Annotated in this window: 19 protein-coding genes; 10 read left to right on the plus strand and 9 right to left on the minus strand. The window is 38.6% G+C overall.

Features of this window, described 5'->3' with window-relative positions:
• Positions 1-83: 83 nt before the first annotated feature.
• A complete protein-coding gene (locus IPH84_04780) occupies positions 84-1,520 on the minus strand; it encodes an MFS transporter (protein MBK7172546.1) in 1,437 nt (478 codons plus the stop codon).
• A 29-nt stretch (positions 1,521-1,549) separates the two neighbouring features.
• The gene (gene prmC, locus IPH84_04785) at positions 1,550-2,419 is read right to left on the minus strand and encodes a peptide chain release factor N(5)-glutamine methyltransferase (GenBank protein ID MBK7172547.1); all 870 of its coding nucleotides are present in this window, start codon (positions 2,417-2,419) and stop codon (positions 1,550-1,552) included.
• 197 nt (positions 2,420-2,616) lie between these two features.
• Between prmC and IPH84_04790 the strand changes: the two genes are divergently transcribed.
• Together IPH84_04790 and IPH84_04795 are read left to right on the plus strand one after the other, a co-directional pair.
• Entirely contained in the window at positions 2,617-5,061 is a 2,445-nt protein-coding gene (locus IPH84_04790) for an OmpA family protein (protein MBK7172548.1), read from the plus strand.
• A 30-nt stretch (positions 5,062-5,091) separates the two neighbouring features.
• The gene (locus IPH84_04795; GenBank protein MBK7172549.1) at positions 5,092-5,571 is read left to right on the plus strand and encodes an HIT family protein; all 480 of its coding nucleotides are present in this window, start codon (positions 5,092-5,094) and stop codon (positions 5,569-5,571) included.
• 12 nt (positions 5,572-5,583) lie between these two features.
• Here IPH84_04795 and IPH84_04800 read toward each other — a convergent pair whose 3' ends face one another.
• A complete protein-coding gene (locus tag IPH84_04800; protein MBK7172550.1) occupies positions 5,584-6,498 on the minus strand; it encodes a DMT family transporter in 915 nt (304 codons plus the stop codon).
• Between the two features lie 176 nt (positions 6,499-6,674).
• On the opposite strand from IPH84_04800, the gene IPH84_04805 reads away from it, so the two are divergent.
• From IPH84_04805 to IPH84_04830, 6 genes are all read left to right on the plus strand, one after another.
• The gene (locus IPH84_04805; protein MBK7172551.1) at positions 6,675-7,289 is read left to right on the plus strand and encodes a YigZ family protein; all 615 of its coding nucleotides are present in this window, start codon (positions 6,675-6,677) and stop codon (positions 7,287-7,289) included.
• Between the two features lie 240 nt (positions 7,290-7,529).
• On the plus strand, positions 7,530-8,963 hold the full coding sequence (gene dnaA, locus IPH84_04810; protein ID MBK7172552.1) for a chromosomal replication initiator protein DnaA: 1,434 nt from the start codon (positions 7,530-7,532) through the stop codon (positions 8,961-8,963).
• A gap of 164 nt (positions 8,964-9,127) precedes the next feature.
• Complete coding sequence (locus tag IPH84_04815; GenBank protein MBK7172553.1) at positions 9,128-11,308, plus strand: response regulator; 2,181 nt, start codon at positions 9,128-9,130, stop codon at positions 11,306-11,308.
• Between the two features lie 45 nt (positions 11,309-11,353).
• On the plus strand, positions 11,354-11,818 hold the full coding sequence (locus IPH84_04820; GenBank protein ID MBK7172554.1) for a low molecular weight phosphotyrosine protein phosphatase: 465 nt from the start codon (positions 11,354-11,356) through the stop codon (positions 11,816-11,818).
• 7 nt (positions 11,819-11,825) lie between these two features.
• On the plus strand, positions 11,826-12,773 hold the full coding sequence (locus IPH84_04825; protein ID MBK7172555.1) for a pyridoxal-phosphate dependent enzyme: 948 nt from the start codon (positions 11,826-11,828) through the stop codon (positions 12,771-12,773).
• Positions 12,774-12,784: 11 nt separating this feature from the next.
• Positions 12,785-13,492: an SAM-dependent methyltransferase gene (locus tag IPH84_04830; protein ID MBK7172556.1), complete on the plus strand. Its 708-nt coding sequence runs from the start codon at positions 12,785-12,787 to the stop codon at positions 13,490-13,492.
• A gap of 26 nt (positions 13,493-13,518) precedes the next feature.
• Here IPH84_04830 and IPH84_04835 read toward each other — a convergent pair whose 3' ends face one another.
• The 5 genes from IPH84_04835 to IPH84_04855 form a co-directional block, all read right to left on the minus strand.
• Positions 13,519-14,028, minus strand: a complete 510-nt coding sequence (locus tag IPH84_04835) for an FKBP-type peptidyl-prolyl cis-trans isomerase (GenBank protein MBK7172557.1) — start codon at positions 14,026-14,028, stop codon at positions 13,519-13,521.
• 98 nt (positions 14,029-14,126) lie between these two features.
• Positions 14,127-16,487, minus strand: a complete 2,361-nt coding sequence (locus tag IPH84_04840) for a transglycosylase domain-containing protein (protein MBK7172558.1) — start codon at positions 16,485-16,487, stop codon at positions 14,127-14,129.
• Between the two features lie 111 nt (positions 16,488-16,598).
• On the minus strand, positions 16,599-17,846 hold the full coding sequence (locus tag IPH84_04845; protein ID MBK7172559.1) for a M48 family metallopeptidase: 1,248 nt from the start codon (positions 17,844-17,846) through the stop codon (positions 16,599-16,601).
• Positions 17,847-17,922: 76 nt separating this feature from the next.
• Positions 17,923-20,010 carry a hypothetical protein gene (locus tag IPH84_04850; GenBank protein MBK7172560.1) on the minus strand — a complete coding sequence of 696 codons (2,088 nt, stop codon included), beginning with the start codon at positions 20,008-20,010 and terminating at the stop codon, positions 17,923-17,925.
• A 94-nt stretch (positions 20,011-20,104) separates the two neighbouring features.
• Positions 20,105-20,797 (minus strand): hypothetical protein, encoded by a 693-nt coding sequence (locus IPH84_04855; GenBank protein MBK7172561.1) that lies wholly within the window; start codon positions 20,795-20,797, stop codon positions 20,105-20,107.
• Between the two features lie 173 nt (positions 20,798-20,970).
• Between IPH84_04855 and IPH84_04860 the strand changes: the two genes are divergently transcribed.
• Together IPH84_04860 and IPH84_04865 are read left to right on the plus strand one after the other, a co-directional pair.
• A complete protein-coding gene (locus IPH84_04860; GenBank protein ID MBK7172562.1) occupies positions 20,971-22,218 on the plus strand; it encodes a DUF438 domain-containing protein in 1,248 nt (415 codons plus the stop codon).
• Between the two features lie 148 nt (positions 22,219-22,366).
• The gene (locus tag IPH84_04865; protein MBK7172563.1) at positions 22,367-22,642 is read left to right on the plus strand and encodes a DUF2249 domain-containing protein; all 276 of its coding nucleotides are present in this window, start codon (positions 22,367-22,369) and stop codon (positions 22,640-22,642) included.
• 135 nt (positions 22,643-22,777) lie between these two features.
• Here the strand turns inward: IPH84_04865 and fabG are convergent, their stop codons facing one another.
• Entirely contained in the window at positions 22,778-23,524 is a 747-nt protein-coding gene (gene fabG / locus IPH84_04870; GenBank protein MBK7172564.1) for a 3-oxoacyl-[acyl-carrier-protein] reductase, read from the minus strand.
• Positions 23,525-23,656 lie beyond the last annotated feature (132 nt).

Below are 23,656 nucleotides of genomic sequence, written 5' to 3' on the forward strand. Positions count from 1 at the left end.
AAAACAGCTTTGACTTCATTATTAATAACAACTCCCTTGTCCAATAAGTTTGGATCAAGGGAGTTATAAATGTATAGTTTTATTTATTTTTTAATATTGGGAATATCCAGACCGTAGCCATTTTTCTTATCAACAACTTTAAGGACAACAGAAAGGATAATTGCAAGAACACCGAATCCCGCAAAAATGAGTTCGGGTACTGTATAATTATAAGTTGGGGCCTGGATTGTTCCCGCTTTTATAGCCTCACCATTCTGTTCAATGAAAGCAACTACTTCGGGATTTGAAGCTGAAAGGGCATAACCAATCAGAATTGGAACTCCAAAAAGACCCATATTCTGAATCCAGAAAATTGCTCCGTAAGCAGAGCCTAAATATCTGTCTTCTACAATTTTAGGCATTGATGGCCACATAGAAGCAGGGACAAGAGAGAAGGAAATACCAAGAATTACAATAGTTCCGATTGCGATGGGAAGATTAAACACATCAGATGGAACCAGAGCAAAAATAAGGTGTGAAACTGTCAATAAAATTGCACCATATAACATCATGGTAGCACCCCATCCTTTTCTGTCGAGGAAGAATCCGATAAATGGAGTTAATATCATAGCACCAATAGGGAACATGGAAACGTAACGGGCAGCTTCTTTGGGATCAACGGCTAGTTTGCTTGCCAACATTTCGGTAGCAAAACGCTGGAAAGGGAAAATAGCTGAATAAAACAACACACATAGACCTGCAATAGCAAGAAATCCGGGATTTGTAAAAATCTTTTTAAGATCGCTAACTTTGAATTCTTCTTCTCCACCTGCATCTTTAGAAACTCCAAGCTGTTTTTCGAGTTTGACATCCATCACCGTATAGATAAGGAAAGTGAGCAGACCAATAATCAGAAATATCATTCCCCATAGGTAAGCATTAGCAGTTGTCCATTCTGAAGGTGGAACATTGTCGCCGTTATTTGCAAAAATCGGGGATAACCACATAACTGCAAAAACTCCGAGACGGGCAATTGCCATTTCGAGACCCATAGCCAATGCTAGTTCTTTCCCTCTGAACCATTTTACAATTGTTTTGGAAACAGTAATACCAGCCATTTCGACACCAACTCCAAAAACAGCAAAACCAACACAAGCCCACACAGCTGTTGTAGGTAATTCATAACCTAGAACAGAAGACATGGAAGAAGGATCAATGAATTTCAGAGCAAAGAATTTAAGAAATGCTCCGGCAACCATAGTAATTCCTGATGTAATCAAGGTAAAGCGGATACCCATCTTATCCAGGATAATTCCTGAGATAATTAAAAATCCAAGAAACACATTGAAAAAGAACTCCATTCCACCATACATGCCAAAAACTTCGGATGACCAGTGGTAATTAATTTCAAACTGATTTTTGATAGGAGAAGCTACATCAACAAAGAAATAGGCAAAAAACATGGTCAAAGAAATCAGCAGAAGGGCAATCCATCTTGCTGCCTTAGAATCACGTAGGGTTCTTCTAATGGTTTCAGTCATTTTTTTTGATTTATTGAGTGAATAAAAGGTTAATTATTTTTGCAATGTACATAACGGTCCTTATCCGAAAGATCTTTCAATACCTGCACATCGAGGAATTTATGATCCAAATATAGTGATTTAACCGCATCTCCATAATTTTCATTGATTTCAAGAAAGATGTACCCTTGTGGTCTCAAAAAGGAAGATGCAAACTTTGCTATGGCTTCATAATAAAGTAAAGGATGAGCATCGGGGACAAATAATGCTTCCTTAGGTTCATGATCCAGGACATTTTTCTTCATCCACTTTTTCTCACTTTCGAGTACATAGGGAGGATTACTGACAATGATATCAAACAATGGAAGTCCATCAAGGGTTTCTTCAACCAGTATATCAGCCAGGTAAAAAGCCACATCTGCTTTGTTCATCTGAGCATTATTCCTGGCAACCTGAAGTGCTTCTTCTGAAACATCCATAGCATAAACAAGGAAATCGGGGAAATGATTTTTGAGTGTTATCGCTATGCATCCACTCCCTGTGCCAATATCAAGTACTCTTAGAGGGAAATTAATATCTGCAGTAATAGTTTTTAGTTCATTTATAATATTTTCAACCAATAATTCTGTTTCAGGCCTGGGGATCAGAACATGCGGATTAACGATAAACTCTGAATCAAAAAACCAGGTCTTACCTAAAACATACTGCAGGGGTCTGTTGTTAATTAAATCATCCAATGCTTTTGCAAGTGGAGGAAGATTATTATCAGGAACCTCAATACTGAATTGCATCATGATCCTTGCCCTTGACATTTGGAGATGATGCTCAAGTAGACTGATCACCATTACTCTTGCTTCTTCATACGCAAATTTTGCTTTGAGTTCTGTCAGTAAATGCGTATATACTTGTCCGATAGTCAATTAACAGGATTTTACTTTATATTTAACAACGTGAATTTATCTTTGAATCATGCAAAAATAATATATATCCTCAATGCCCAAAATCATATTTTCATTTCTTCTCAAAGATTCTTCAGTTTAACTACAATAAAATATCAACTATCTGTATGACCAAATCATTATCTTTGAGATTAATGAGAAACAACAAACAATTTATGATGAAAAAGATACTATTGATAATAGTACTATATATTAGTGGGTTATCCTGTGTCTTCAGCCAGGAATACCTGCCTTTTGCTACCTCAAATTATGCCGGTGTTAATGGAGTGCAGCTTCAACCTGCTTCTATTGCTGATAGCAGGTACAAATTTGACCTCAACCTGTCAGCAACAGGAGCAAGCTTCTATAATAATTACTTCAGCCTTGACCCCTATGTATTATGGCATCCGGAATTATTCAGCGAGATGGATACCTGGGAAGACCTGGACTATGTTCAAAGAAACACTGCTAAAAATGACAAATCATTTTATATGTCAATCCAGCAGGATTTGTTCGGATTTATGTTCAACCTATCAGAAAAGGATGCTATTGCTTTTACTCCAAGAGTCAGGTTTATGTTCAATATGGACAATCTCAGCGAAGAATTGGCCAGGTTGATGGACAATGAGCTCAAGGTGGAGGACCTTTGGTATACTCAGCTTACCAATGCAAACCTAAGCATCCAGGCAAATAGCTGGATTGATTATGGTTTTACTTATGCCAGGGTTATTCAGGATGAAGGGAAGCATTTTCTGAAAGCGGGAGCTACTATAAAAATTTCTCAAGGTCTTGGCTCAATGTATTTTTTCGCAAAAGATCTGAATTACCAGTTCAATACTGATGATTACCTGACTTTATTCAAATCATATGTAAGCTATGGAGCATCAGATAATATTTATCAGCTTGAAGATAACTCTTACCGATACAGGTTTTTGGCAAACCCATCCCTCACTTTCGATTTCGGGGTTGTCTATGAATATCGTCCTAAATGGGAAAAGTTTAAATATGACATGGATGGAAAAACCAATTTATGGCGAAAAGACCAGAATAAATATCTTTTCAAGTTAGGGCTTAGCATACTGGATATTGGACAAATCCGATACCGCAGGACCAATCTGAGCAGGGACTTTGATGCCAATATTGATGACTGGTATATTGGAGATATGGGATTTGAATCTATTCAGAGCTTCAATGACACACTTCATAAATACCTGACATTTTATGATATTCCAACGAAGTACAATATGAACCTTCCAACAGCTATCAGTCTTCAGGCTGATGTAAATATCTGGAAAGGTTTCTATGTCAATTTCTCACCTTATATTGCTCTGAATCGGGGTAGTAATGATGTAAACAAGGTTCATTATCTGTCCTCCTGGAGTCTCATTCCCAGGTTTGATGCGAAGTATTTTGGAGTGGCTATCCCAATGCAATATACAAGTATGAAAAAAACCAATGTTGGGTTAGGAGTTCGTTTAGGTGGATTCTGGCTGGGTTCAAATGATATATTAAGTCTTCTTGCAGCAGGGAATTATCGTTACGGAGGAAATTTTTACATGGCTTTAAAAATTCCAATAATGTATAGGAGTCCTCGTGATCGCGATGGAGATAAAGTATCAAACCGAAAAGATAATTGTCCCGATACCCCTGGAATACTGGAAATGAAGGGATGTCCTGATGCCGACCTTGATGGTATAACCGATCCGGAAGATAAATGTCCTCAAGATCCGGGATTGAAAGAATTTGCCGGCTGTCCTGATAAGGATGGGGATGGAATCATTGACAATAATGACCAATGCCCTGATATCAAAGGACTTGAACAATTCTTTGGTTGCCCTGACAGTGATGGTGACAGTATTATCGACAGTAAAGATGATTGTCCATACAATGCTGGATTGATTTCTCTTCAGGGTTGTCCTGATCAGGATAATGATGGGATTGCAGACAAGGATGACAATTGTCCAACTATTCCTGGAACACTTGAAAATAAAGGTTGTCCATTTATTGATAGTGATGAAGATGGAATTAAAGATGTTGAAGATCATTGTCCAAGTGTTAAGGGTCCTGTGGAAAACTTCGGTTGTCCTTACAATGATACTGATTCAGATGGCATTGCTGACAAAGATGATGAATGTCCAAGCATTGCAGGTACCGTGGTATTCCGTGGATGCCCGGATACAGATGGAGATGGTATTTCTGACAAATATGACTTATGTCCATCTGTGGCAGGAGTAGCCGTCAATAATGGCTGCCCTGAAATTAAGAAGGAAGAACAGGAAGTGATTAATAAAGCCTTTGCAAATCTTGAATTTGAAACAGGTAAATCTATTATTAAAGAAGCATCTAAGGTTTCACTCAATGAACTTGCTGATTTACTGATAAAAAAGGCTGAATTTAAGCTTTTACTTGCTGGCCATACCGATAATGTTGGTAAACCAGAGGCCAATATGACCCTTTCTAAAAACCGCACATTAGCAGTCAAAAAATACCTGACAGATCATGGAGTGACTGCTGAAAAAATCCGGACTGAATGGTACGGACAAACAAAACCAGTTGCTGATAATTCAACAGCTGAAGGGAAACAGCGAAACAGAAGGGTAGAAATGACTATTGTTTTCGAATAAGATCCGATAGTCAATGTATTAGAAGTTGGTATGAATAAGAAAGAAATGGAAGAGCCATTGACACTGTCATGTCCCTTTTGCAGGGAAGGGATAAGTAATGTTTCCTTCCTCGAATCGGATTATTTCAGGGCAATTTATAATATTGCCCCCATCATTAGGGGACATTCACTTGTCATTTCCAGGCGTCATATTGAGAGTGTGCTGGATTTTACTAAAGAAGAGCAGTCAGAATTTCTGGTTTTCGCTGCAGAAGTCACACGGCTTCTTCTAAAAACATTTAGAGGGGAAGGTTTTGACTGGTCTGTTCAGGAAGGTAAAGTAGCAGGCCAATCCATTCCACATTTTCATATGCATATTGTCATCAGGAGACCTGGTGATCTACAGGCAGATGAGGATTGGTATGGAAAGATTGTTGAAAATGAAGATATTCTTCTCGATAGTAACTCCAGGAAAAAGCTTTCTGATGAAGAATATCAATTCTACACTGATTTTATCAAAAGCGAAATATAAACCGGGTCAGGGCTAAATAAAGAATAATGATACCCCGGCTACGGCAAGCAAGGCTCCTATGATTTCCCTCATTTTGGGCCATACACCTGTAATCATGATTGCCGGTGGAATAATAATGATAGGTACCAGGGACATAATGGTTTGTGCAATACCGGCATTAGTATGCTGAACAGCTATCATTGAAAAGGAGACGCCAAGAAACGGGCCAAAAATGGATCCGATTACCAGCCATAACATTGCCTTCCGATTTCTGATTGAGGCAGGGACTTCATTCCACTTTCTCAAAATGGTAAATAATAAGGCAAAACCAATAAATCCAGCAAAAACCCTGATCTGTGCAGAAGAAAATGGATCATAATTCTTCATGCCATACTTACTGATCACCAGGCCTATCCCCTGCCCTGCTGCAGCAATAACTGCAAGTACGATTCCCTGTAAAGGAAGTGCCAGCTTCATTTGCTTTACTTTTCCTGTGCCTTCTGATGGGACTCTAACAAATATGACCATTGCAATTCCCGCCATAGTCAGTGCCATACCAGCCATTTCGAGATAAGATATAGTGTCGCTTAAAAAAATCCAGCCAACAAGTGCCGCTAAAATGGGTGCAAGGGTCATAACCAGCATGGAAACCCTGGCTCCAATGAGTATGAATGATTTGAAAAGGCAATAATCTCCAATTACAAAACCAATAATACCCGATAATGATAGCCAAACCCATTGATGATAACCTGCATCTAAAGGGAATGGCATACTTCTATATATATATGAGAATACAGCCAAAAGTACAAGAGCAACCGCCAGCCTCAGGAGATTCAGATGAAGAGAACCAATCTTCTTACTGGCTGTTTCAAACGAAAGCGCTGTAATAGTCCAAAAGACAGTGGTTAATAATGCAGCAAATTCACCAGTATGTGTCCCGAATTCCACTTGAAAAAAATAAGTTTAAGGATAGTACTCCTTCTGAAGTATTGAATGAATGGAGCAAAAGTAATAAATACAAAATAAGAGGCCAGCAAAGTTTTAAATAGTTGGTCAAGAAGTTTAATTTTGTCATTTACCAATAGAGTCAAGCAATTATTAATCTTCATTAACAGAATCACATTTTGCTTTTCGATGATCAGTACTTCATGATTGAGTCTTCCGTCCAGGGATCATTTAAAGACCGGGGAAGCAGATTCATAGGTATTGCCATTCCCGTATTAACAGAGCAGGAGGTAAAAAGAGAACTTGAGGTTTTAAAAAAGCAATATTTTGATGCCACACACCATTGTTATGCATACATACTTGGGGCAGATAAATCAGCATGGAGGGTAAATGATGACGGGGAACCTTCAGGAACCGCCGGAAGACCTATTCATGGTCAGATTCTATCGGCAAACCTTACCAATATCCTGGTGGTTGTAATCCGTTATTATGGGGGAACAAAACTCGGGGTACCCGGATTGATTAATGCATATAAGTCAGCTGCCAGGGAAGCAATCGGTAATGCAACTATCATCACATGTATTGTCAAAGAGGTTTATCAATTGGATTATGATTATATCCTAATGAATGAAGTAATGAAAATTGTAAAAGAAGAGGGTGTGGAGGTATTAAAAACAGAGTTTGGCATGAAGTGTGTTATGCAAATCGCCATCCGAAAACAGCATGCTGACAAGGTTTGCACTCGTTTTCACAGACTAAGTAGCTTAAAAACAAACTACTTAAGGACAACCTGATTTTTTTTGTCAAAATCTTATATTAATTTTTTGTTATTTTCCCATATACGAATAACTTTGTTGATATACAATAGACATAAAATTTTTTTTTTCACTTTGAACAGTTGATTTTTGAACACCTGAAAACAATGGCCAAATGCCTTGGTCACATGAGCAAATATTTCCTTGTATATCTAACTGTAAAACAAATTGTTAATTTGAATTCTGTCAAATTGTATGACAAATAATGACCTTGAAGGAATGAAAGAATTGTATGAAGAAGTATGGGGAAACTGCCTAAAGGTAATCCGTGACAATCTGACTTATCAAAGTTTCAAGACCTGGTTCGCACCCATTAAGCCCATTAAGTTGGAGAATAATGTGCTAACAATTCAGGTCCCAAGTCAGTTTTTTTATGAATGGTTGGAAGAGCACTATATTACATTACTAAAGAAAACAATCAGAAATGAATTGGGGCCATCAGGCAGATTGGAATATAGTATAGTAATGGATGGAGCGTATTCGAATGATCCATTCACAATTAAAGTACCAACAAGTAATAGAAAAGCCACAACAAATCCCTCGGTAGCAATGCCCATTGATCTGAATTCAGGTTCATCCAAGGAGATTCCAAATCCTTTCGTGATTCCAGGACTTAAAAAGATCCAGGTGCATTCTCAATTGAATGAAGCCTATTCCTTTGACAATTTTGTTGAAGGGGATTGCAATCGTCTCGCCAGGTCAGCAGGATATGCTGTTGCCTGTAACCCCGGAAAAACAGCATTCAACCCATTATTCATTTATAGTTCAGTTGGTTTAGGCAAGACTCACCTCGCACATGCCATTGGTTTGCAGGTCAAGAATAATTTTCCGGAAAAAACCGTCTTATATGTAGCGGCTGAGCAATTCCTTCAGCAGTTCATTGACTCAGTCAGGAATAATAACCAGAATGACTTTGTTCATTTCTACCAGATGATGGATGTCCTGATAATTGACGATATCCAATTTATATCAGGTAAAGAAAAGACCCAGGATGTGTTTTTCCATATTTTCAACCATCTTCATCAAAAAGGAAAACAACTGGTTATTACGAGTGATAAATCCCCTGTTGAGCTTAAAGGGGTTGAGCCAAGACTTCTTTCGAGATTTAAATGGGGATTGGCTGCTGATTTGCAGGTACCTGATCTCGAAACCAGGATAGCAATTCTCAGAAAAAGAATTTATAAGGATGGGATTGAAATGCCGGATGAGGTCATCGAATACCTGGCCTACTGCATTACTACCAATGTCAGAGAACTTGAAGGTGCACTGATTTCTCTAATGGCCCAGTCCTCACTGAATAAAAAAGCCATTACTCTCGAACTTGCCCGTCAAATGATTGACAAGTTTGTAAAGAATACTACCCGGGAAATCTCAATTGACTTTATCCAGAAAATTGTATGTGACTACTTTAGTATACAGGTAGATGCCTTGAATTCTAAAACCCGGAAGCGTGATATTGTTCAGGCCAGGCAGTTGTCGATGTATTTTTCAAAAAAACATACCAAAGCTTCACTAGCTACTATAGGATTGCATTGTGGTAATAAGGATCATGCTACTGTTCTTCATGCCTGTAGAACCGTGTCCAATCTTATTGAAACCGATAAACAATTCCGCTTGTATGTGGAAGAACTTGAAAAAAGAATAAAGTTCTGATCTTTACGATCTTTTGAATTGATGGCCGGTTTTTCCGGCCTTTTTTATTAATGCTTCGCCTCTATCACATGATATTTAAAGACAGTTCCAGAGGAATATTCATAAATTTGTTGCATTCCATGAATTCTTCAGGATAAATAATCATCTTATTGGTCAGAAAGCATATGAAAAGTGAGAATCCAAGTCAGAAGTATACGGGTAGAATAGTCCGGCTACTTTTTTTCAGTAAAGTGCTATTGATCTCTTCCACATTATTACTTACTCTTTTTGTTGGTTATAGAAGCTCCCATTCATTACTTCAGTCTATACAGTTATTATCCCAGCCTGATCCCAATCTCAGCTACCTGCAGCAGGGTATAACCAGTCTCTACAAAGCCGATAATAATTTCAGATTATTTATTGTTACATCAGACAAGTCCTTTTTACAAGCATATACAAAAGACTTAAACTATATCAACAAAGTAATCGATAGTCTCCAGGTAGAAGGGAAAAAACAATACTCTTCAACTATTTCTTCCTCTATTCTAAATAAGCAGAAGTTGTCTTCCAAATATTTGGAACTGAAAGCCGTAACAGATTCCCTGCTTGCTTTGACCCTGACCTTTGATGATGGCTCTTTTTCCACTTTCCAACTCCCTGAATATGGCATTAAACGGTATTCATATATTAGGAATAGTTTTTCCAGTGACACCCTTCTTGAAATGCAGTCAAAAAATGAAAAAAAAGGCTTTTTCAAGAAGGTGAAAAGCCTTTTCAAAGATGACTCGACAGAAGGCACTTCAAAAACTGTGATCAGCAAAAGTGAGTCACAGTCTGATAACACCACAGAGCAAACTGTTTCAGCCGGGGAGTATAAATTATTAAAAGACATTCATTCTTTTTATTTGAAAAACCTGATGCTCTACAGCAGTGGTAATAAAAGGCTTAATGAGCGAGAGGCTGAATTAGTTGCAATTAATTCCGGATTGATATCTTCACTTGAACAATTGCTTATTGCTACCAGGGAAGAACAAAATCTGAATACAGAATTAATCATGAAACAAGCATCAGAAGAAGCACATCAGTCATTCAGCAGGTTAGTTGGTGTAGCAGCTGTTATCTTTTTACTGGCAATTATCTTATTCTTTATTATACTGAATAACCTTAATCGGATCACAGAGTTCTCAAAAGGATTGGAACGATCCAGGATGAGAGCAGAGCGGCTTGCAGAGCAGAAGAGCTTTTTTCTTACGAGTATGAGCCATGAGATAAGGGCACCATTGAATAACATCATTGGTTTTACTGAACAGCTGAGCTCTGAGAAACTTTCAGAAGAACAGGCATTATCGTTGGAAGGAATTTCAACATCTTCAGATATGCTTCTGGATACAGTAAACCAGATCCTTGACTTTTCGACCCTTGAATCAGGTAAAATGAGGTTTACAACCCGGAATTTCAATCCATCTAAAGTAATAGATGAGGTTATTTCTGCTAATACCCTGAGAGCCAGAAAAAAGAGAATTGTGATTAAAAAACATTTTAACAATTCCGGCATCCTGGAAATTATTGGAGATGAATTCAGATTAAAACAAACCATTTCTAACCTGGTGGATAATGCCATCAAATATTCAGATCATGGTGAAATAACCATTTCGGGGTCACTTGATTCTAAAAAAGAAAAAAACTGCCTTTTGAAACTAGAGGTTTCTGATCAAGGCATAGGGATACCTAATGATCAACTGGAGAATGTCTTCATTGAGTTCACCCGCATTGATGACAAAGGTTTACGTCCATGGCAATCTGGCACAGGCTTAGGATTGCCCATATGCAAGAGAATCATAGAACAGCAGAATGGAACGATTGAGGTTAAAAGTCAGGTGGGGAAAGGAACCATTTTCTCTTTTGAAATTCCCTATTCTCAAATATCACAATCAGATGATGCGGTATTGAAGGTTGAAACAGTTGAAAACTGGGAAACACTTGCAGGGAAACATATTCTTATGGCGGAAGATGATGAGTTTAGCCGCTTACTTGTTGAGAAGATATGCATGAAACAGAATATTATTCTCACAACGGCAAGTGATGGAATAATAGCTTTCAAACTTTTCAATGAAGGAAACTTTGACCTGGTGCTCACTGATATCAATATGCCCGGAATGAATGGCTTTGAATTTGTAACGAAAGTGAGGCAAATCAAGGATATAGCTAAATCAACCTTGCCTGTTTATGCAGTTACAGCCAATGTAATGGAAGAAGAATTGAAACAGATAGTACAATCCGGCATGGATGGTTATATTCTTAAACCATTCAGGGAAAAGGAATTATTAAAAACAATTCTGAATGCTTTTCAGAATGTCAAAAAGTAAGAGGCCTGTTATAATTATCTTTTGAATCAATAAACCAGTATTACGATGAAAATTTTGATGGTTTGTCTGGGGAACATTTGTCGATCGCCGATGGCAGAAGGGATCATGCGTGAGAAAATCACTAAATACAATTTGAAAGCCAAAGTTGATTCAGCGGGATTTGAATCCTTTCACCTGAATGATACGCCTGATTACAGAGCTATTAAGGTGATGAGCCAGCATGGAATCGATATTTCCAGGCATCGGATGAGACTATTTCAAGAAAATGATTTTCAAGAATTTGATCGCATTTATGTAATGGATCAATATAACTTTCAGGATGTACTTTCTGTATCCAAAAGCAAAGAAGATTCCGACAAGGTAGACCTCATTCTGAATGTTCTGGAACCCGGCAAAAACAGGATTGTTCCCGACCCCTATTACGGTGGAGTATCAGGTTTTGAGAAAGTATATGATTTACTGGATCAGGCAACAGAACAAATTGCCCTTGAAATAAAGAACACTAAATAAAAGTTTCATGACAGAACTCATAGAAAAGGAAGACATTCTGGAGGCCGGTAAGCGTATCAGGAATTACATTCATCGTACACCTGTATTGAGTTCTGCTTCTATTAATGAGATAACCGGTGCAAAAATCTTCTTTAAATGTGAGAATCTGCAGAAAGCAGGAGCCTTTAAAATGCGTGGTGCATCCAATGCATTAATGTTACTTAATGAGCAGATTCGATTAAAAGGAGTAGCTACACATTCTTCCGGAAATCACGCGGCAGCTTTAGCTCTTGCTGCAAAGAACCTAGGCATAAAAGCCTATGTTGTAATGCCTTCCAATTCTTCAAGAGTCAAAATAGCAGCTGTTGAGTCCTATGGCGGTAATATCACTTTTTGTGAACCAACGCTTGAGGCAAGGGAATCAACATTGAAGCTTTTACTGGCAAAATTGGGGGCTACCGAAATCCATCCCTACAATAACCTGAATATCATTGCCGGCCAAGCTACAGCAGCAAAAGAGCTCATTGAAGATTACCCAAATCTTGATATTATCATTGCTCCAGTTGGAGGTGGGGGTTTACTGAGTGGAACTGCACTGGCAACTCACAATTTTTCACCCGCAACCATCGTAATTGGTGCAGAACCAGAAGGAGCCAAAGATGCTTTTCTTTCCTTTCAACAAAATAAAATAATTCCTTCCATCGATCCGGATACGATTGCTGACGGACTCAGAACATCTTTAGGTTCTTATACATTTCCACTGATCAGGAAGTATGTCAGTGAAATTCAATTGGCTTCAGATCAAGAGATAGTTGAAGCAATGAGATTGATTTGGGAAAGAATGAAAATACTCATAGAGCCTTCTTCAGCAGTACCATTAGCCATTATATTAAAAAACAAGGAGTTCTATGCGGGTAAAAGTGTCGGCATTATTCTTTCGGGAGGAAATGTTGAACTTACGAAACTCCCATTTTAACAATTTTTTCTATGGAAAGAGGCAAACTATATCTCATCCCAACACCTTTGGGTGAGACCAGTCATAATGGTTGGATTGATGCTCAATTCACTGCGCTTATTAATAGTATAGGTATCTATATCGTTGAAGAAATCCGAACAGCCAGGCGATTTCTGAAGAAAGCAGGATTCCAGGGCTCGATTGACGAACTTGTATTTAAAGAGTTAAATGAACATACCCAGGCTTCAGAGATTAATGGATACCTGAATGAAACGTTGAAAGGAGCAGATATAGGCCTTTTGAGCGAAGCGGGGGTACCATGTATTGCTGATCCCGGCAATCTTGTAGTTATGCAGGCCCATAAACTTGGCACAAAAGTTATACCTCTCATAGGCCCTTCCTCAATCACCATGGCATTAATGGCTTCCGGACTGAATGGACAACAATTTTCCTTCCATGGGTATTTGCCGATAAAACCACATGATCGTATTTCGGCAATACGGAAGCTGGAAAAAGAAAGTTTTAACGGACACCGGGCCCAGGTTTTTATTGAGACACCTTATAGAAATAACTCAATGTTTGAGAGCCTTACAAAAAACTGCCTTCCTGATACTTACCTGTGTATTGCAACAGATATTAACCAGGAAGGAGAATTCATCAGAACACTTACAATCAGGGAATGGAAACTCAATCCTCCTGATATTCAAAAGCGTCCTACAGTATATATTATAAGTGCCTGAGCTCAGGCTACAAGTATTTTTTTATATCAATGCTGATGTCCACCTTCACCATGAACGTGGCCATGATTCAGTTCATCGGCAGAAGCTTCACGAACATTGAGGATTTTACCTGAAAAGTGAAGATTTTTTCCAGCCATGGGGTGATTAAAATCCATTTTTACTACTTCGTCGCTCACATTAACTACCTTGCCCTGAAGCATATTTCCATGGTTATCGCGCATAGGGATTAAATTCCCAACGGTAAGCATTTCATGATCCATTTCACCATCAATCATGAAAATTGACTTTTCAAGGTCAATGATTGCATCAGCTTCAAATTCACCGTATGCATCAGCACTTAAAAGTGTAAATTCAAAAGAATCACCCGCTGAAAGTGTATTCAGGTATTCTTCAAATTTGGGAATCATTTGTCCAATTCCGTAGATAAATACAAGAGGTTCAGTTTCTTTCGCGATTTCAATGACTGCACCTTCTGCATTGTCCTGTTTAAGGATATAACTCAGCGAAACTACAGTCTGATTTTTAATTTGCGTCATTCTATTAGCATTTATTAGTAACAGGAACAATTCAAAATTGGGGTTGTTCACTTGCCCCTTGCGCCAGTCATTTCACCTGATTTTTACTAATGAAGTCTTTACTCGATTATTAACGTATCATTTAGAATTTCAAGTGAATCTGCTTTAGGCAGTACTGTCTGGCATGAGTAGTTTTTATTGATTTTTATTGTAGGCTTATCAAATTTCCTCTGGTATTGTTTTAAAGCAGGGTCTTTCAACACTTTTTCCATAAATTTTCCATAAACCGGCAAAGCTGTTCTGAGTCCTTCACCGATATGAGAAGATTTAAAATGTATGGACCGGTCGTCATTTCCCACCCATGAGCCAGCTACCAAACCAGGGGTAACACCAATGAACCACCCATCGGTATAATCTGAGGAAGTACCAGTTTTTCCTCCAAAATCTGTGTTGTACCTGAACAGATCATATTCATAAAGACCTTGAGTTGTTCCGCCGGGTTCTGTCAATCCTGATCGTAGCATTACACTCATAAGGAAAGCAGTTTCTTCCGAAAGCACTCTTTTCTTTTGGGATTCCAGGTCAAAGATGATCTTTCCATTCCGATCCTCAATTCGGGTAACCAGTACTGGTTCATTGAGAAATCCATCATTAACAAAAGAGCAATAAGCATTCACAATTTCCAGCAGTGTAACATCACTGGAACCCAGACAGATAGATGGTACAGAATCAAGTGGCGATCTGATTCCCATTAATTTGGCATATTGTATCACCTTTTGCCAACCGATCTTTTGTGTAAGTTGGACCGCCACGGAGTTTACGCTCCTTGCAAAAGCATGTTTCAAGGTCATAGCGCCTGAATGGGTCCAATCCACATTATGCGGTTGCCACACTTTCTCCTCCCCTTTTTCCATATACTTAATAGAAACAGGTTGGTCAGTCATCTGGTCACAGGGGCCAAAGCCATCATCAATTGCGGCAGCATAAACAAACGCCTTGAAAAGTGAACCTGGTTGCCGGCGCGATTGGTTCACATGGTCATACTTAAAAAAGTTATAATTTATTCCACCTACCCAAGCTTTAATGTAGCCCGTTGTTGGTTCAATAGCCACTAAACCATTCTGGAAAAATTTTTTATAATGTTTTAATGAATCCAATGTATTCAATACTGTGTCCCTCTCGCCATTCCAGGTAAAGACACGCATTTTATGCTCTTTATTGAGCACTGATAAAACGGTATCACTTTCAATGCCATACTTACTGATAAAACCTTTATATCCAGGCAGTTCAGAGGCAAGCTTCTCAAAATAGCCTTCTATTATAGCCCCATCATTGTCTTTCCATGGAACTACAACATTGCCGTTATTTGAATTGAAGAGTTGCTGAAGACGTTTCATATGTTCAGCCATAGCATCTTCGGCATGTTTTTGCATCCTGGAGTCAATGGTTGTATATATTTTGAGTCCTTCAGTCCAGATATCATGATCCGTTTCCTTGCTCCATTTCTGAAGTGACCTGACGACTGCATCCCTTAGATATGAAGCTTCACCAGTAATCTTACCCTTTCGCTTATACTTAATACCGAGGGGAGTTTGCATTAATGAATCCCCTTTTGATTCTGACAGGTAATTATACTTCACCATTTGCCTGAGTACCTGATTTCGTCGATTTCTGGAATTATCGGGCCGGGATACAGGGCTATAAAAAGATGGTGCCTTAAGTAGCCCAATAAGTACTGCTGATTGCTGAGGCTGCAGTTGAATAGGTGCACATCCAAAAAAAGTAGATGCTGCTGAATTGATCCCGAAAGAATGACTCCCGAAATCGACTGTATTCAAATACATTGTAATTATATCTTCTTTCGAATAATTGAGTTCGATCTTCAGTGCATTGATCCATTCCTTTGTTTTACTAATCATGGTAGAAACGCCTGGTACATTCCCCAACAAACCTGTAGAATAATCTGCCCTGGTTTTAAACAGGTTCTTAACCAGCTGCTGGGTAATGGTACTGCCTCCTCGTTTATCTCCTTGAAGGGTAGACCAAATGGCAGCAAATGTAGCCTTGACATCTACTCCATGATGCTGGTAAAACCTTACATCTTCGGTCGCAATAAGGGCATCGATAAGGTTTTTGGGCAGATCCTTATACTCTATAGGAGTTCTGTTCTCAATAAACAATGAGCCAATGAGTTTCCCATCTGCTGACAACAATTCGGAGGTAAGATTGATCTCAGGATCCTTAATCTCCTTTATTCTAGGGGAATTCCCAAAAAGCCAAAGGAAATTTACATCAACAGCAAGAATAATTATTAATAAGAAAGCCAGTGAATAAATAGAAAATAGCAACCCTTTCATCCAGAAAGGAGCCTCCCTGGGAATCCTAATCCAGGTTTTAATCAGATACTTAAGTTTATAGAACCATCTTAGCATGAGTTCCATAAATCGGCCTGCAATATTTCTTTTTTTCGTATCAGTCATGCGTTGGATTCACGAATTTTAGGCTCAGTTTCCTGCAAATATACCATTTCCACGAAAAACAAAGGAGGTAATGAATCGGAGATTTTAACCTTTCTAATAATAAGCTGAATTTCATTTCTCTTTTTGTGATAATATTTCAAGGGCTGTTAACCTTTGCATTAGTGTTGGATGGGAATATTTAATAAATACATACCAGGGATGAGGAGTCAGATTACTCAGATTACTAACTGAAAGCCTTATTAGAGCAGCAGAAAGAAATTCATTATTCAGCGTAGAAGCAGCAAAATTGTCCGCTTGATATTCATGTTTTCGGGAAAAATGGTTAAAAAAGATTCCAAGAATCGTTGAAACCGGGCTAAAAAGAAAACCAAAAGCAATTAAGCTGATATGGAATCCGGGTGTTGCACCCAGGGCCTGTGCCAAAATAGGATTGCCAATAAAAATGGATAATACCCAAAAAAGCAATCCGGTTTGTATAATCCCCAGGATCAAACCTTTGAGCACATGATGATGCTTATAATGTCCTATTTCATGCGCCAGTATAGCCACTAACTCTTCAGTTGAATGTTCTTTAAGTAATGTATCATACAGAACAACCTTCTTTTTTCTGCCAAATCCACTAAAATACGCGTTACCTCTTTTAGTTCTTTTTGAACCATCCAAAATGTAAATACTTACAATTTTGAAGTCAACCTTTTTCGCATAAGTTTCAATTGCGGTCTTAAGTTCTCCATCAGGTAGAGGAGAAAGTTTATTGAAGATAGGAACGATTAAAGAGGTATAAAAATAATTTACAAAAATCGTAAAGATGGTAACTACACCCCATCCTATAATCCAGAACCATGATCCTGTTGCAACATAAATCGTAACAATCAAAGCAAGTAGTCCCCCTCCTATCAATGCAGCCAGCAACCATGATTTTAATTTATCGAGCCAATATGTTTTTAATGTAGTGGTATTGAACCCATATTTCTGCTCGATCCTGAAAGTATCATACAGTTCAAACGGTATCGAAAGAATGTCAGAAACCAATCCGATAATTCCAAAAAATAACACTGCCTGAATAACAGGAGAATCAGTAACAGAAAGGATCCACCCGTCCAATATGGCAAATCCTCCTATCAGTAGCATTCCAAGCAAAAGGCTAAATGAGAAGAACCCGGAGATCAAATTGAATTTATATTGGGTCCTTTCAAATAGTTGCTGAAGTTTATATCTTTCTTTATCGTAAATACTCTCAAGCCTGTGGGGTAATTGATCATTCCACCGGGTTGTATTCAAATAGCCCAGCCAAAGATCAATCAGGTAAGCAACAATAACAATCGCCAGAATAGCCTGGAACAGCACTTGTGAACTCATAGTAAAAGTTTATCAAACTTAACTTTAAAACAAGAGGGAGAGGTGAATGAAAACGGCTTTTACTTTAAAGCTAGGCTTAATACCCACCCATGTACTTCCTAATGAACCATTCGGAGGAAATGAGCGCAGTAATCAGAAAGAAAACCCAAAACATATTCACCAGGTCAGTGTACTTCTTTTGTGTATAGGAGACTGTAACGAAATCTTCCCTGCTATTTAAGGCTTGCTCCAGTTTACTTAAATCCCCCGGTCGGTACATTTCACCCTGATGCTGTTTTGCCAGATTGAACATTAGGGTATGATCAGCAACAGTATTGAGTAATTCCTCATTTATGGATGTGATCACAAACGAAGCTGATTTTTCAAAAGTTTTACCATTGAACTGGGTACTGGCTTTAAGTGAATAATCCCCGGGAGGAAAACTTCCGGCATTAAGAAAATAGGATTTACCACTCCTGGAAAATGTAAAAGGATACTGCTTCCCCTCCTTGTTCACAATAGTTACCGCTACATTCGGTTCATTGATCAGTTCATAAGAGTCGTTATACAGTTCAGCATCAATCTCTACGTTTTCATTTTCTGTAAAATAGTTATCCAAAATAACCCTGAATTGGCTTTTGTCACTTTTCAAGGCCAAATACTGCACAATTTTTGAAATAAGTCCATCAAAAGCCTCATGATTACCCGTTTTAAGGTAATTTGACAACCGCCACCTCCATATTCCCTCCCCTGCAACAAATGCAGATTTCTGATCCAGGGTTTGGTTAAAAGCAATGAGTGGTAGTGTGGTGCTTATTGATCCTATTTTCTGGTAGAACAAAACATGAACCGAAGGACTTGTTTTATACTGACCAAACGGTGAAGTGAGAGGTGGAAATTCGGTAATAATATCCTCTATTTCACGGTTTGCGGTAAATAAACTAAACTCATCATTAAGTATAGGGAAGGCAGAAGTTGGAGTAGTATTAGAAGGAGGAATCATCAGTCCTGCCTGTATTGCATTGAATGCCTGAAGATTAGATTGATTACCCAGGAGATAGAGTACTGGAACACTGCTCCCTTTTAATTTTGTGATAAGTTGGCTTGCTGCATCTGATATTGAAGGGAGTTGATGGAGGACCACCAGATTATACTGCTCAATGTTCCCATTGAATTCATTAACAAATTGCTGCTCAACAGTATAATTCAGGTTCTTTTCCATCGCTGAGGTCAGGGCAGCAATATCCGGATGTGGGGAGGAAGAGAGAATTAAAATCTTTTGGCGACCATCCATCACTTCGATAAATACTTCGCGGGTATTGTTGCTTATAGTCACCTCGTTTATGACCGGAGTTAAATGGATTCGGAATCGCTGAACACCAATCTTTGAAGCATTAAGGGTGATAGGAACGGTAAGGCTTTGAATATCAGATCCAATGAATACTTCCTTCGAAAACACCTGTTCTTCACCGGAAAAAACTGTTAAGCGGCTTTGCTGGCCACTACATTTATGCGCCATGATGATGACCTCAAGAGGAAATGAATTTCCAAGGTATGCTATACGGTTATAATTTATCCTGGCTATCAGCAGATCCTTTTGTTGATTGGTGTCACCAAGGGCAACGGTATAAATACTATATTTCTCTTTTTCCGCAGCGAATATTGGATCTGTTCCCCTGGTAGTGATCCCATCTCCGGCAATAACCATGGCTGCAAGATTCCTGTTGGTGTATCGGGTAGCGACTTCACTGAATAAGCCCCCCATATCTGTTTGCTTTCCATTGAAATCAGATTGCCAGCCTGCTACTACTTTATCACCAAAGGTGTATTTAACTACATCAAATTTTGCAGAGAGGTCATCAGCAAGTTTTTGGTATTCTGACATAAAATCCTTCCTGATTAGCGCAGAATCTTTGCCAACAACCATGGAACCTGTATTATCCATCGCAAGAATGACCATTGGTTTTTCAGTTCGATTCCTGGTTGTTTTGATCAAAGGAGAAAGGAGAAGGAAGGCGATCAGTGTTACTGCTGACATCCTCAAAATAAACAGCAGCCAGTTAACCTGTCGCTTATATTCATCATTTGGTTTCCATTTATACAGAATCCAGGCATACAATGCTCCTGTAGCAATGCAGAATATGATAAACCAGAAAGGGTAAGCTGTTACTAAAGAGAAAGCCACGGTTTATGAAGTATTATAATAATAGCAAAGGTCGGAATTTTTTCACTCCGACCTTTGCCAGCTTAGGGAAATCATATTAATGCTAAGAGATTGCCTAAGGTTTATATTCGCTTAACACTGTACTTCCCAATAACTTACCCTTTTTATCATAGGTTTCTGATTTTACACTTCCAGCCCCTTTATTCATCCATTGAACAGCTGTTGATGTAATCTTGATTCCCATCTTGGTTTCTAAGTCATAAGTAATTTTATAACAATCAAATGTACCGGCTGGAACAGTTACTGATTCACTGCTCACAACTTTTCGGTTAGTAATATTAATTGTCATTTTCATCAGGGTCATTCCACCTGAACTTGCTGCCATTGTAATACTGGCATCCTCCAGCACTTGTCCGACCGATAAACTTGATGGGAAAGTCATATCTGATCCTGAAAAAGAAACTTCCATGTCTTTAAAACTTTCCATGGATTTAGGATCTATCATGCTCTTCATATCAATGGAAAACACTCCATTATCGCATTTCATGGAATATTCCCTCGAAGGCTGAGGTTTGTTTTTGTCATCCCAGTATTCCGATTTTACATTATAGACAGCTGACACACCCGTTTGAATTACATCCAGCATGGTTATCCGGGATGTTCCGGTAATCTTTCCTTTTTCATCCAGGGATTGATAGCTCATAATGGCTCCGGATTTCACAGGATAATAACCACAATCCTGTGCGTTGGTGATAATAGCTGAAAAAAGTATCAGCAATAAATTAAAAGTTCTGAATTGAATTTTCATGTTAAAGTGGTTTAGTTAAGCAAACTTACGAAACAAATACCTTGGCTGAGTCATCATGTTACAATAAAATATTTAATTAGGTATTGTAGTTCTTAAATTATTATATATTTGCATTTAATAAGTCTAAATTAACTTATTATTTCATAACACTGATTATCAAATACATAAAATCAATGAGCGAATTAATTAACAATTCTGCACAAAGGAAGGAACTTCTTAAGCACATGATCCTTCAGTTACATAAAGGTGAAGCACCTGATGCTGTCCGACAGCAGTTGATCCAATTGCTGAAAAACATCCCTTATGATGATGTAGTCTCTGTTGAGCAGGAATTAATCAATGAAGGCTTACCAGTTGAGGAAGTCCTAAAGTTTTGTGACATCCATACAACAGTTCTTGAGGGACATATTGATCAATCATCTGCCAAAATCATCCCTCCCGGCCATCCTGTAGATACCTTCAAGAAAGAAAACCAGGAACTTCTGTCCGTAACTGAAAAAATTGAAAGCAGTTTTATCATTGCCAACGAAGATGAATCCAGTTATCAGCCTGCTGAGTTATCCCTGAAATTGCTTGCTCATTACAATAGCCTTATGGATGTTGACAAGCATTACCGAAGGAAAGAGAACTTGCTTTTCCCTTTCCTGGAGAAGAAAGGTATTACAGGACCTCCAACGGTTATGTGGGGCAAGCATGATGAGGTAAGGACATTTCTTAAAGATGCGATAGAGAGCCTTAAAGTAGCTGGCGATTCCAGCCATGATGAGTTTAAATCTCTAATTTCCCTTAAACTTCAGCCAGCTGTAAAAGCACTGAAAGACATGATCATGAAAGAAGAAGAAATCCTTCTCCCAATGACGATGGATGAACTTACAGATGAAGAGTGGTATGAAGTTTATGTGCAGACCAATGAAATTGGATATTGTCTTTACGATCCAAAGGATGAATGGGTGCTGGAATTATCAGAAGGTTCACAAATCAAAGTGGATCCATCACTCAAAGATGGAATAATCAGGCTTCCAAGTGGAAGTTTCACTTTTGAGGAACTCACTGCCTTACTCAATACTTTACCTATAGATATCACTTTTGTTGACAGGAATGACAAGGTAAAATTCTTTACCCAGGGGGAACATAGGATTTTTGACAGGAACAGGGCAATATTAGGCCGTGATGTAAGAATGTGTCATCCTCCACAAAGCGTGCAGATTGTAGACCAGATATTACTCGATTTCAAGAGTGGAAAAGAAAGCAGTGCACCTTTCTGGATCCAGATGGGCGGTAAATTCATTTATATCAACTACTATCCGCTGCGCGATGCAAAAGGCAACTACCTGGGTACTTTTGAATTCTCGCAGGATCTGACAGAACTCAGAGCATTGCAGGGAGAACAACGGTTGTTATCCTATGGAAACAAAGCATGATACCGAGCTTTGAATTCAGAATCATGCAGCCTGATGATCTGATTATCACACCCAAAACTAGTTAGTAGCAGCAGTTGGAATTGTTCTTTGGGATCAAATCGTTAACACACTTCAACAATCAGTTAGTCAAAATTTATACACTGAAATTATGGAATCAACCTCAATGAAAGAAACACCTCCCGAATGGCTAAGAACTGAAAATATCACTAAAAGTCTTGATGCCAGGGAAATGCTTGAAAAAGGCGAACATCCCTTGTCGATTGTGCTTTCAACCACACAAACTATGAAAAGCGGTGACATCTATGAACTTATTACGCCATTTATGCCTGCTCCTTTAGTCCAGAAAGTAAGTGCGCAAGGATTGGAGACATTTACAAAAGTGCTGGCTATGAATGAATACCATTCCTATTTTTATAAGCCATAAATAAAAAAAGCTGACTCACAAAGAGCTAATTCCTGGCTTCATCCATCATCAGATGACGGAAATTTTCTTTAAGAAAGAGGTGAAGTAATGGGAACTAACTATTTATGAGACAGCTTCTTATTATGTATCTGAAGACTAGGTATTCATCCCTCCACAAACATTGAGTACCTGTCCGGTGATATAACTTGACAGGTCGCTTGCCAGGAATACGCATGCTTTGGCAACGTCTTCAGGTTTTCCGCCCCTGCGTAAAGGAATCTGTTCAGCCCAGGCTTTTCTCACATCTTCTGGTAGTTTTGCGGTCATGTCGGTTTCAATGAAACCTGGGGCAATGGCGTTACACCTGATGTTACGGGAACCTAATTCCTGAGCAATAGACTTTGTGAAACCTATAAGTCCGGCCTTTGAAGCTGAATAATTCGACTGGCCTGCATTTCCACTTACACCCACAACAGAGCTCATGTTGATAATTGAGCCGAACCGTTGTTTTAGCATATACTTTTGAATTGCTTTAGTCAGGTTAAAAGCTGATTTAAGGTTTACCTTTATTACAAGATCCCAGTCCATTTCTGTCATTCGCATGAGCAGATTATCCCGGGTTATACCAGCATTATTGATCAGGATCTCAATCTTGCCAAATTCCTTAACAGCCTCATCTACAACCCTTTCACTATCTTCATAGGAACTGGCATCAGATGCATAACCCACGGCTTTTATACCCATGGCATTTAGTTCCTTTTCTGTCTCTTCCATGATTTCATCCCGACGAATATCAGTGAATGCAACATTGGCACCATTTTCAGCGAAAGCGATCGCGATTGCTTTTCCAATTCCCCGGGAACCACCGGTGATTAATGCTGTTTTTCCTTCCAGTAACTTCATTTTAAATGTGATTGATTAATAATCAGGAGTTTTAAGGATTGTCTAAAAAGGTCATTTCCCGAAGAATTCAGGAGTCAGAAGCCAGAATCCAGAATCATTTTCCAAATAATGGTTCTATCTTTTCTATACTGA

The organism is Bacteroidales bacterium, assembly GCA_016707785.1.
Taxonomy (GTDB): domain Bacteria; phylum Bacteroidota; class Bacteroidia; order Bacteroidales; family UBA4417; genus UBA4417.

Coding starts and splice junctions, on each gene's coding strand:
- IPH84_04780 (MBK7172546.1), bottom strand. CDS start 1,520: ATGACTGAAACCATTAGAAGAACCCTACGTGATTCTAAGGCAGCAAGA.
- IPH84_04790 (MBK7172548.1), top strand. CDS start 2,617: ATGAAAAAGATACTATTGATAATAGTACTATATATTAGTGGGTTATCC.
- IPH84_04795 (MBK7172549.1), top strand. CDS start 5,092: ATGAATAAGAAAGAAATGGAAGAGCCATTGACACTGTCATGTCCCTTT.
- dnaA (MBK7172552.1), top strand. CDS start 7,530: ATGAAAGAATTGTATGAAGAAGTATGGGGAAACTGCCTAAAGGTAATC.
- IPH84_04815 (MBK7172553.1), top strand. CDS start 9,128: ATGAAAAGTGAGAATCCAAGTCAGAAGTATACGGGTAGAATAGTCCGG.
- IPH84_04820 (MBK7172554.1), top strand. CDS start 11,354: ATGAAAATTTTGATGGTTTGTCTGGGGAACATTTGTCGATCGCCGATG.
- IPH84_04825 (MBK7172555.1), top strand. CDS start 11,826: ATGACAGAACTCATAGAAAAGGAAGACATTCTGGAGGCCGGTAAGCGT.
- IPH84_04830 (MBK7172556.1), top strand. CDS start 12,785: ATGGAAAGAGGCAAACTATATCTCATCCCAACACCTTTGGGTGAGACC.
- IPH84_04835 (MBK7172557.1), bottom strand. CDS start 14,028: ATGACGCAAATTAAAAATCAGACTGTAGTTTCGCTGAGTTATATCCTT.
- IPH84_04840 (MBK7172558.1), bottom strand. CDS start 16,487: ATGACTGATACGAAAAAAAGAAATATTGCAGGCCGATTTATGGAACTC.
- IPH84_04845 (MBK7172559.1), bottom strand. CDS start 17,846: ATGAGTTCACAAGTGCTGTTCCAGGCTATTCTGGCGATTGTTATTGTT.
- IPH84_04855 (MBK7172561.1), bottom strand. CDS start 20,797: ATGAAAATTCAATTCAGAACTTTTAATTTATTGCTGATACTTTTTTCA.
- IPH84_04860 (MBK7172562.1), top strand. CDS start 20,971: ATGAGCGAATTAATTAACAATTCTGCACAAAGGAAGGAACTTCTTAAG.
- IPH84_04865 (MBK7172563.1), top strand. CDS start 22,367: ATGGAATCAACCTCAATGAAAGAAACACCTCCCGAATGGCTAAGAACT.
- fabG (MBK7172564.1), bottom strand. CDS start 23,524: ATGAAGTTACTGGAAGGAAAAACAGCATTAATCACCGGTGGTTCCCGG.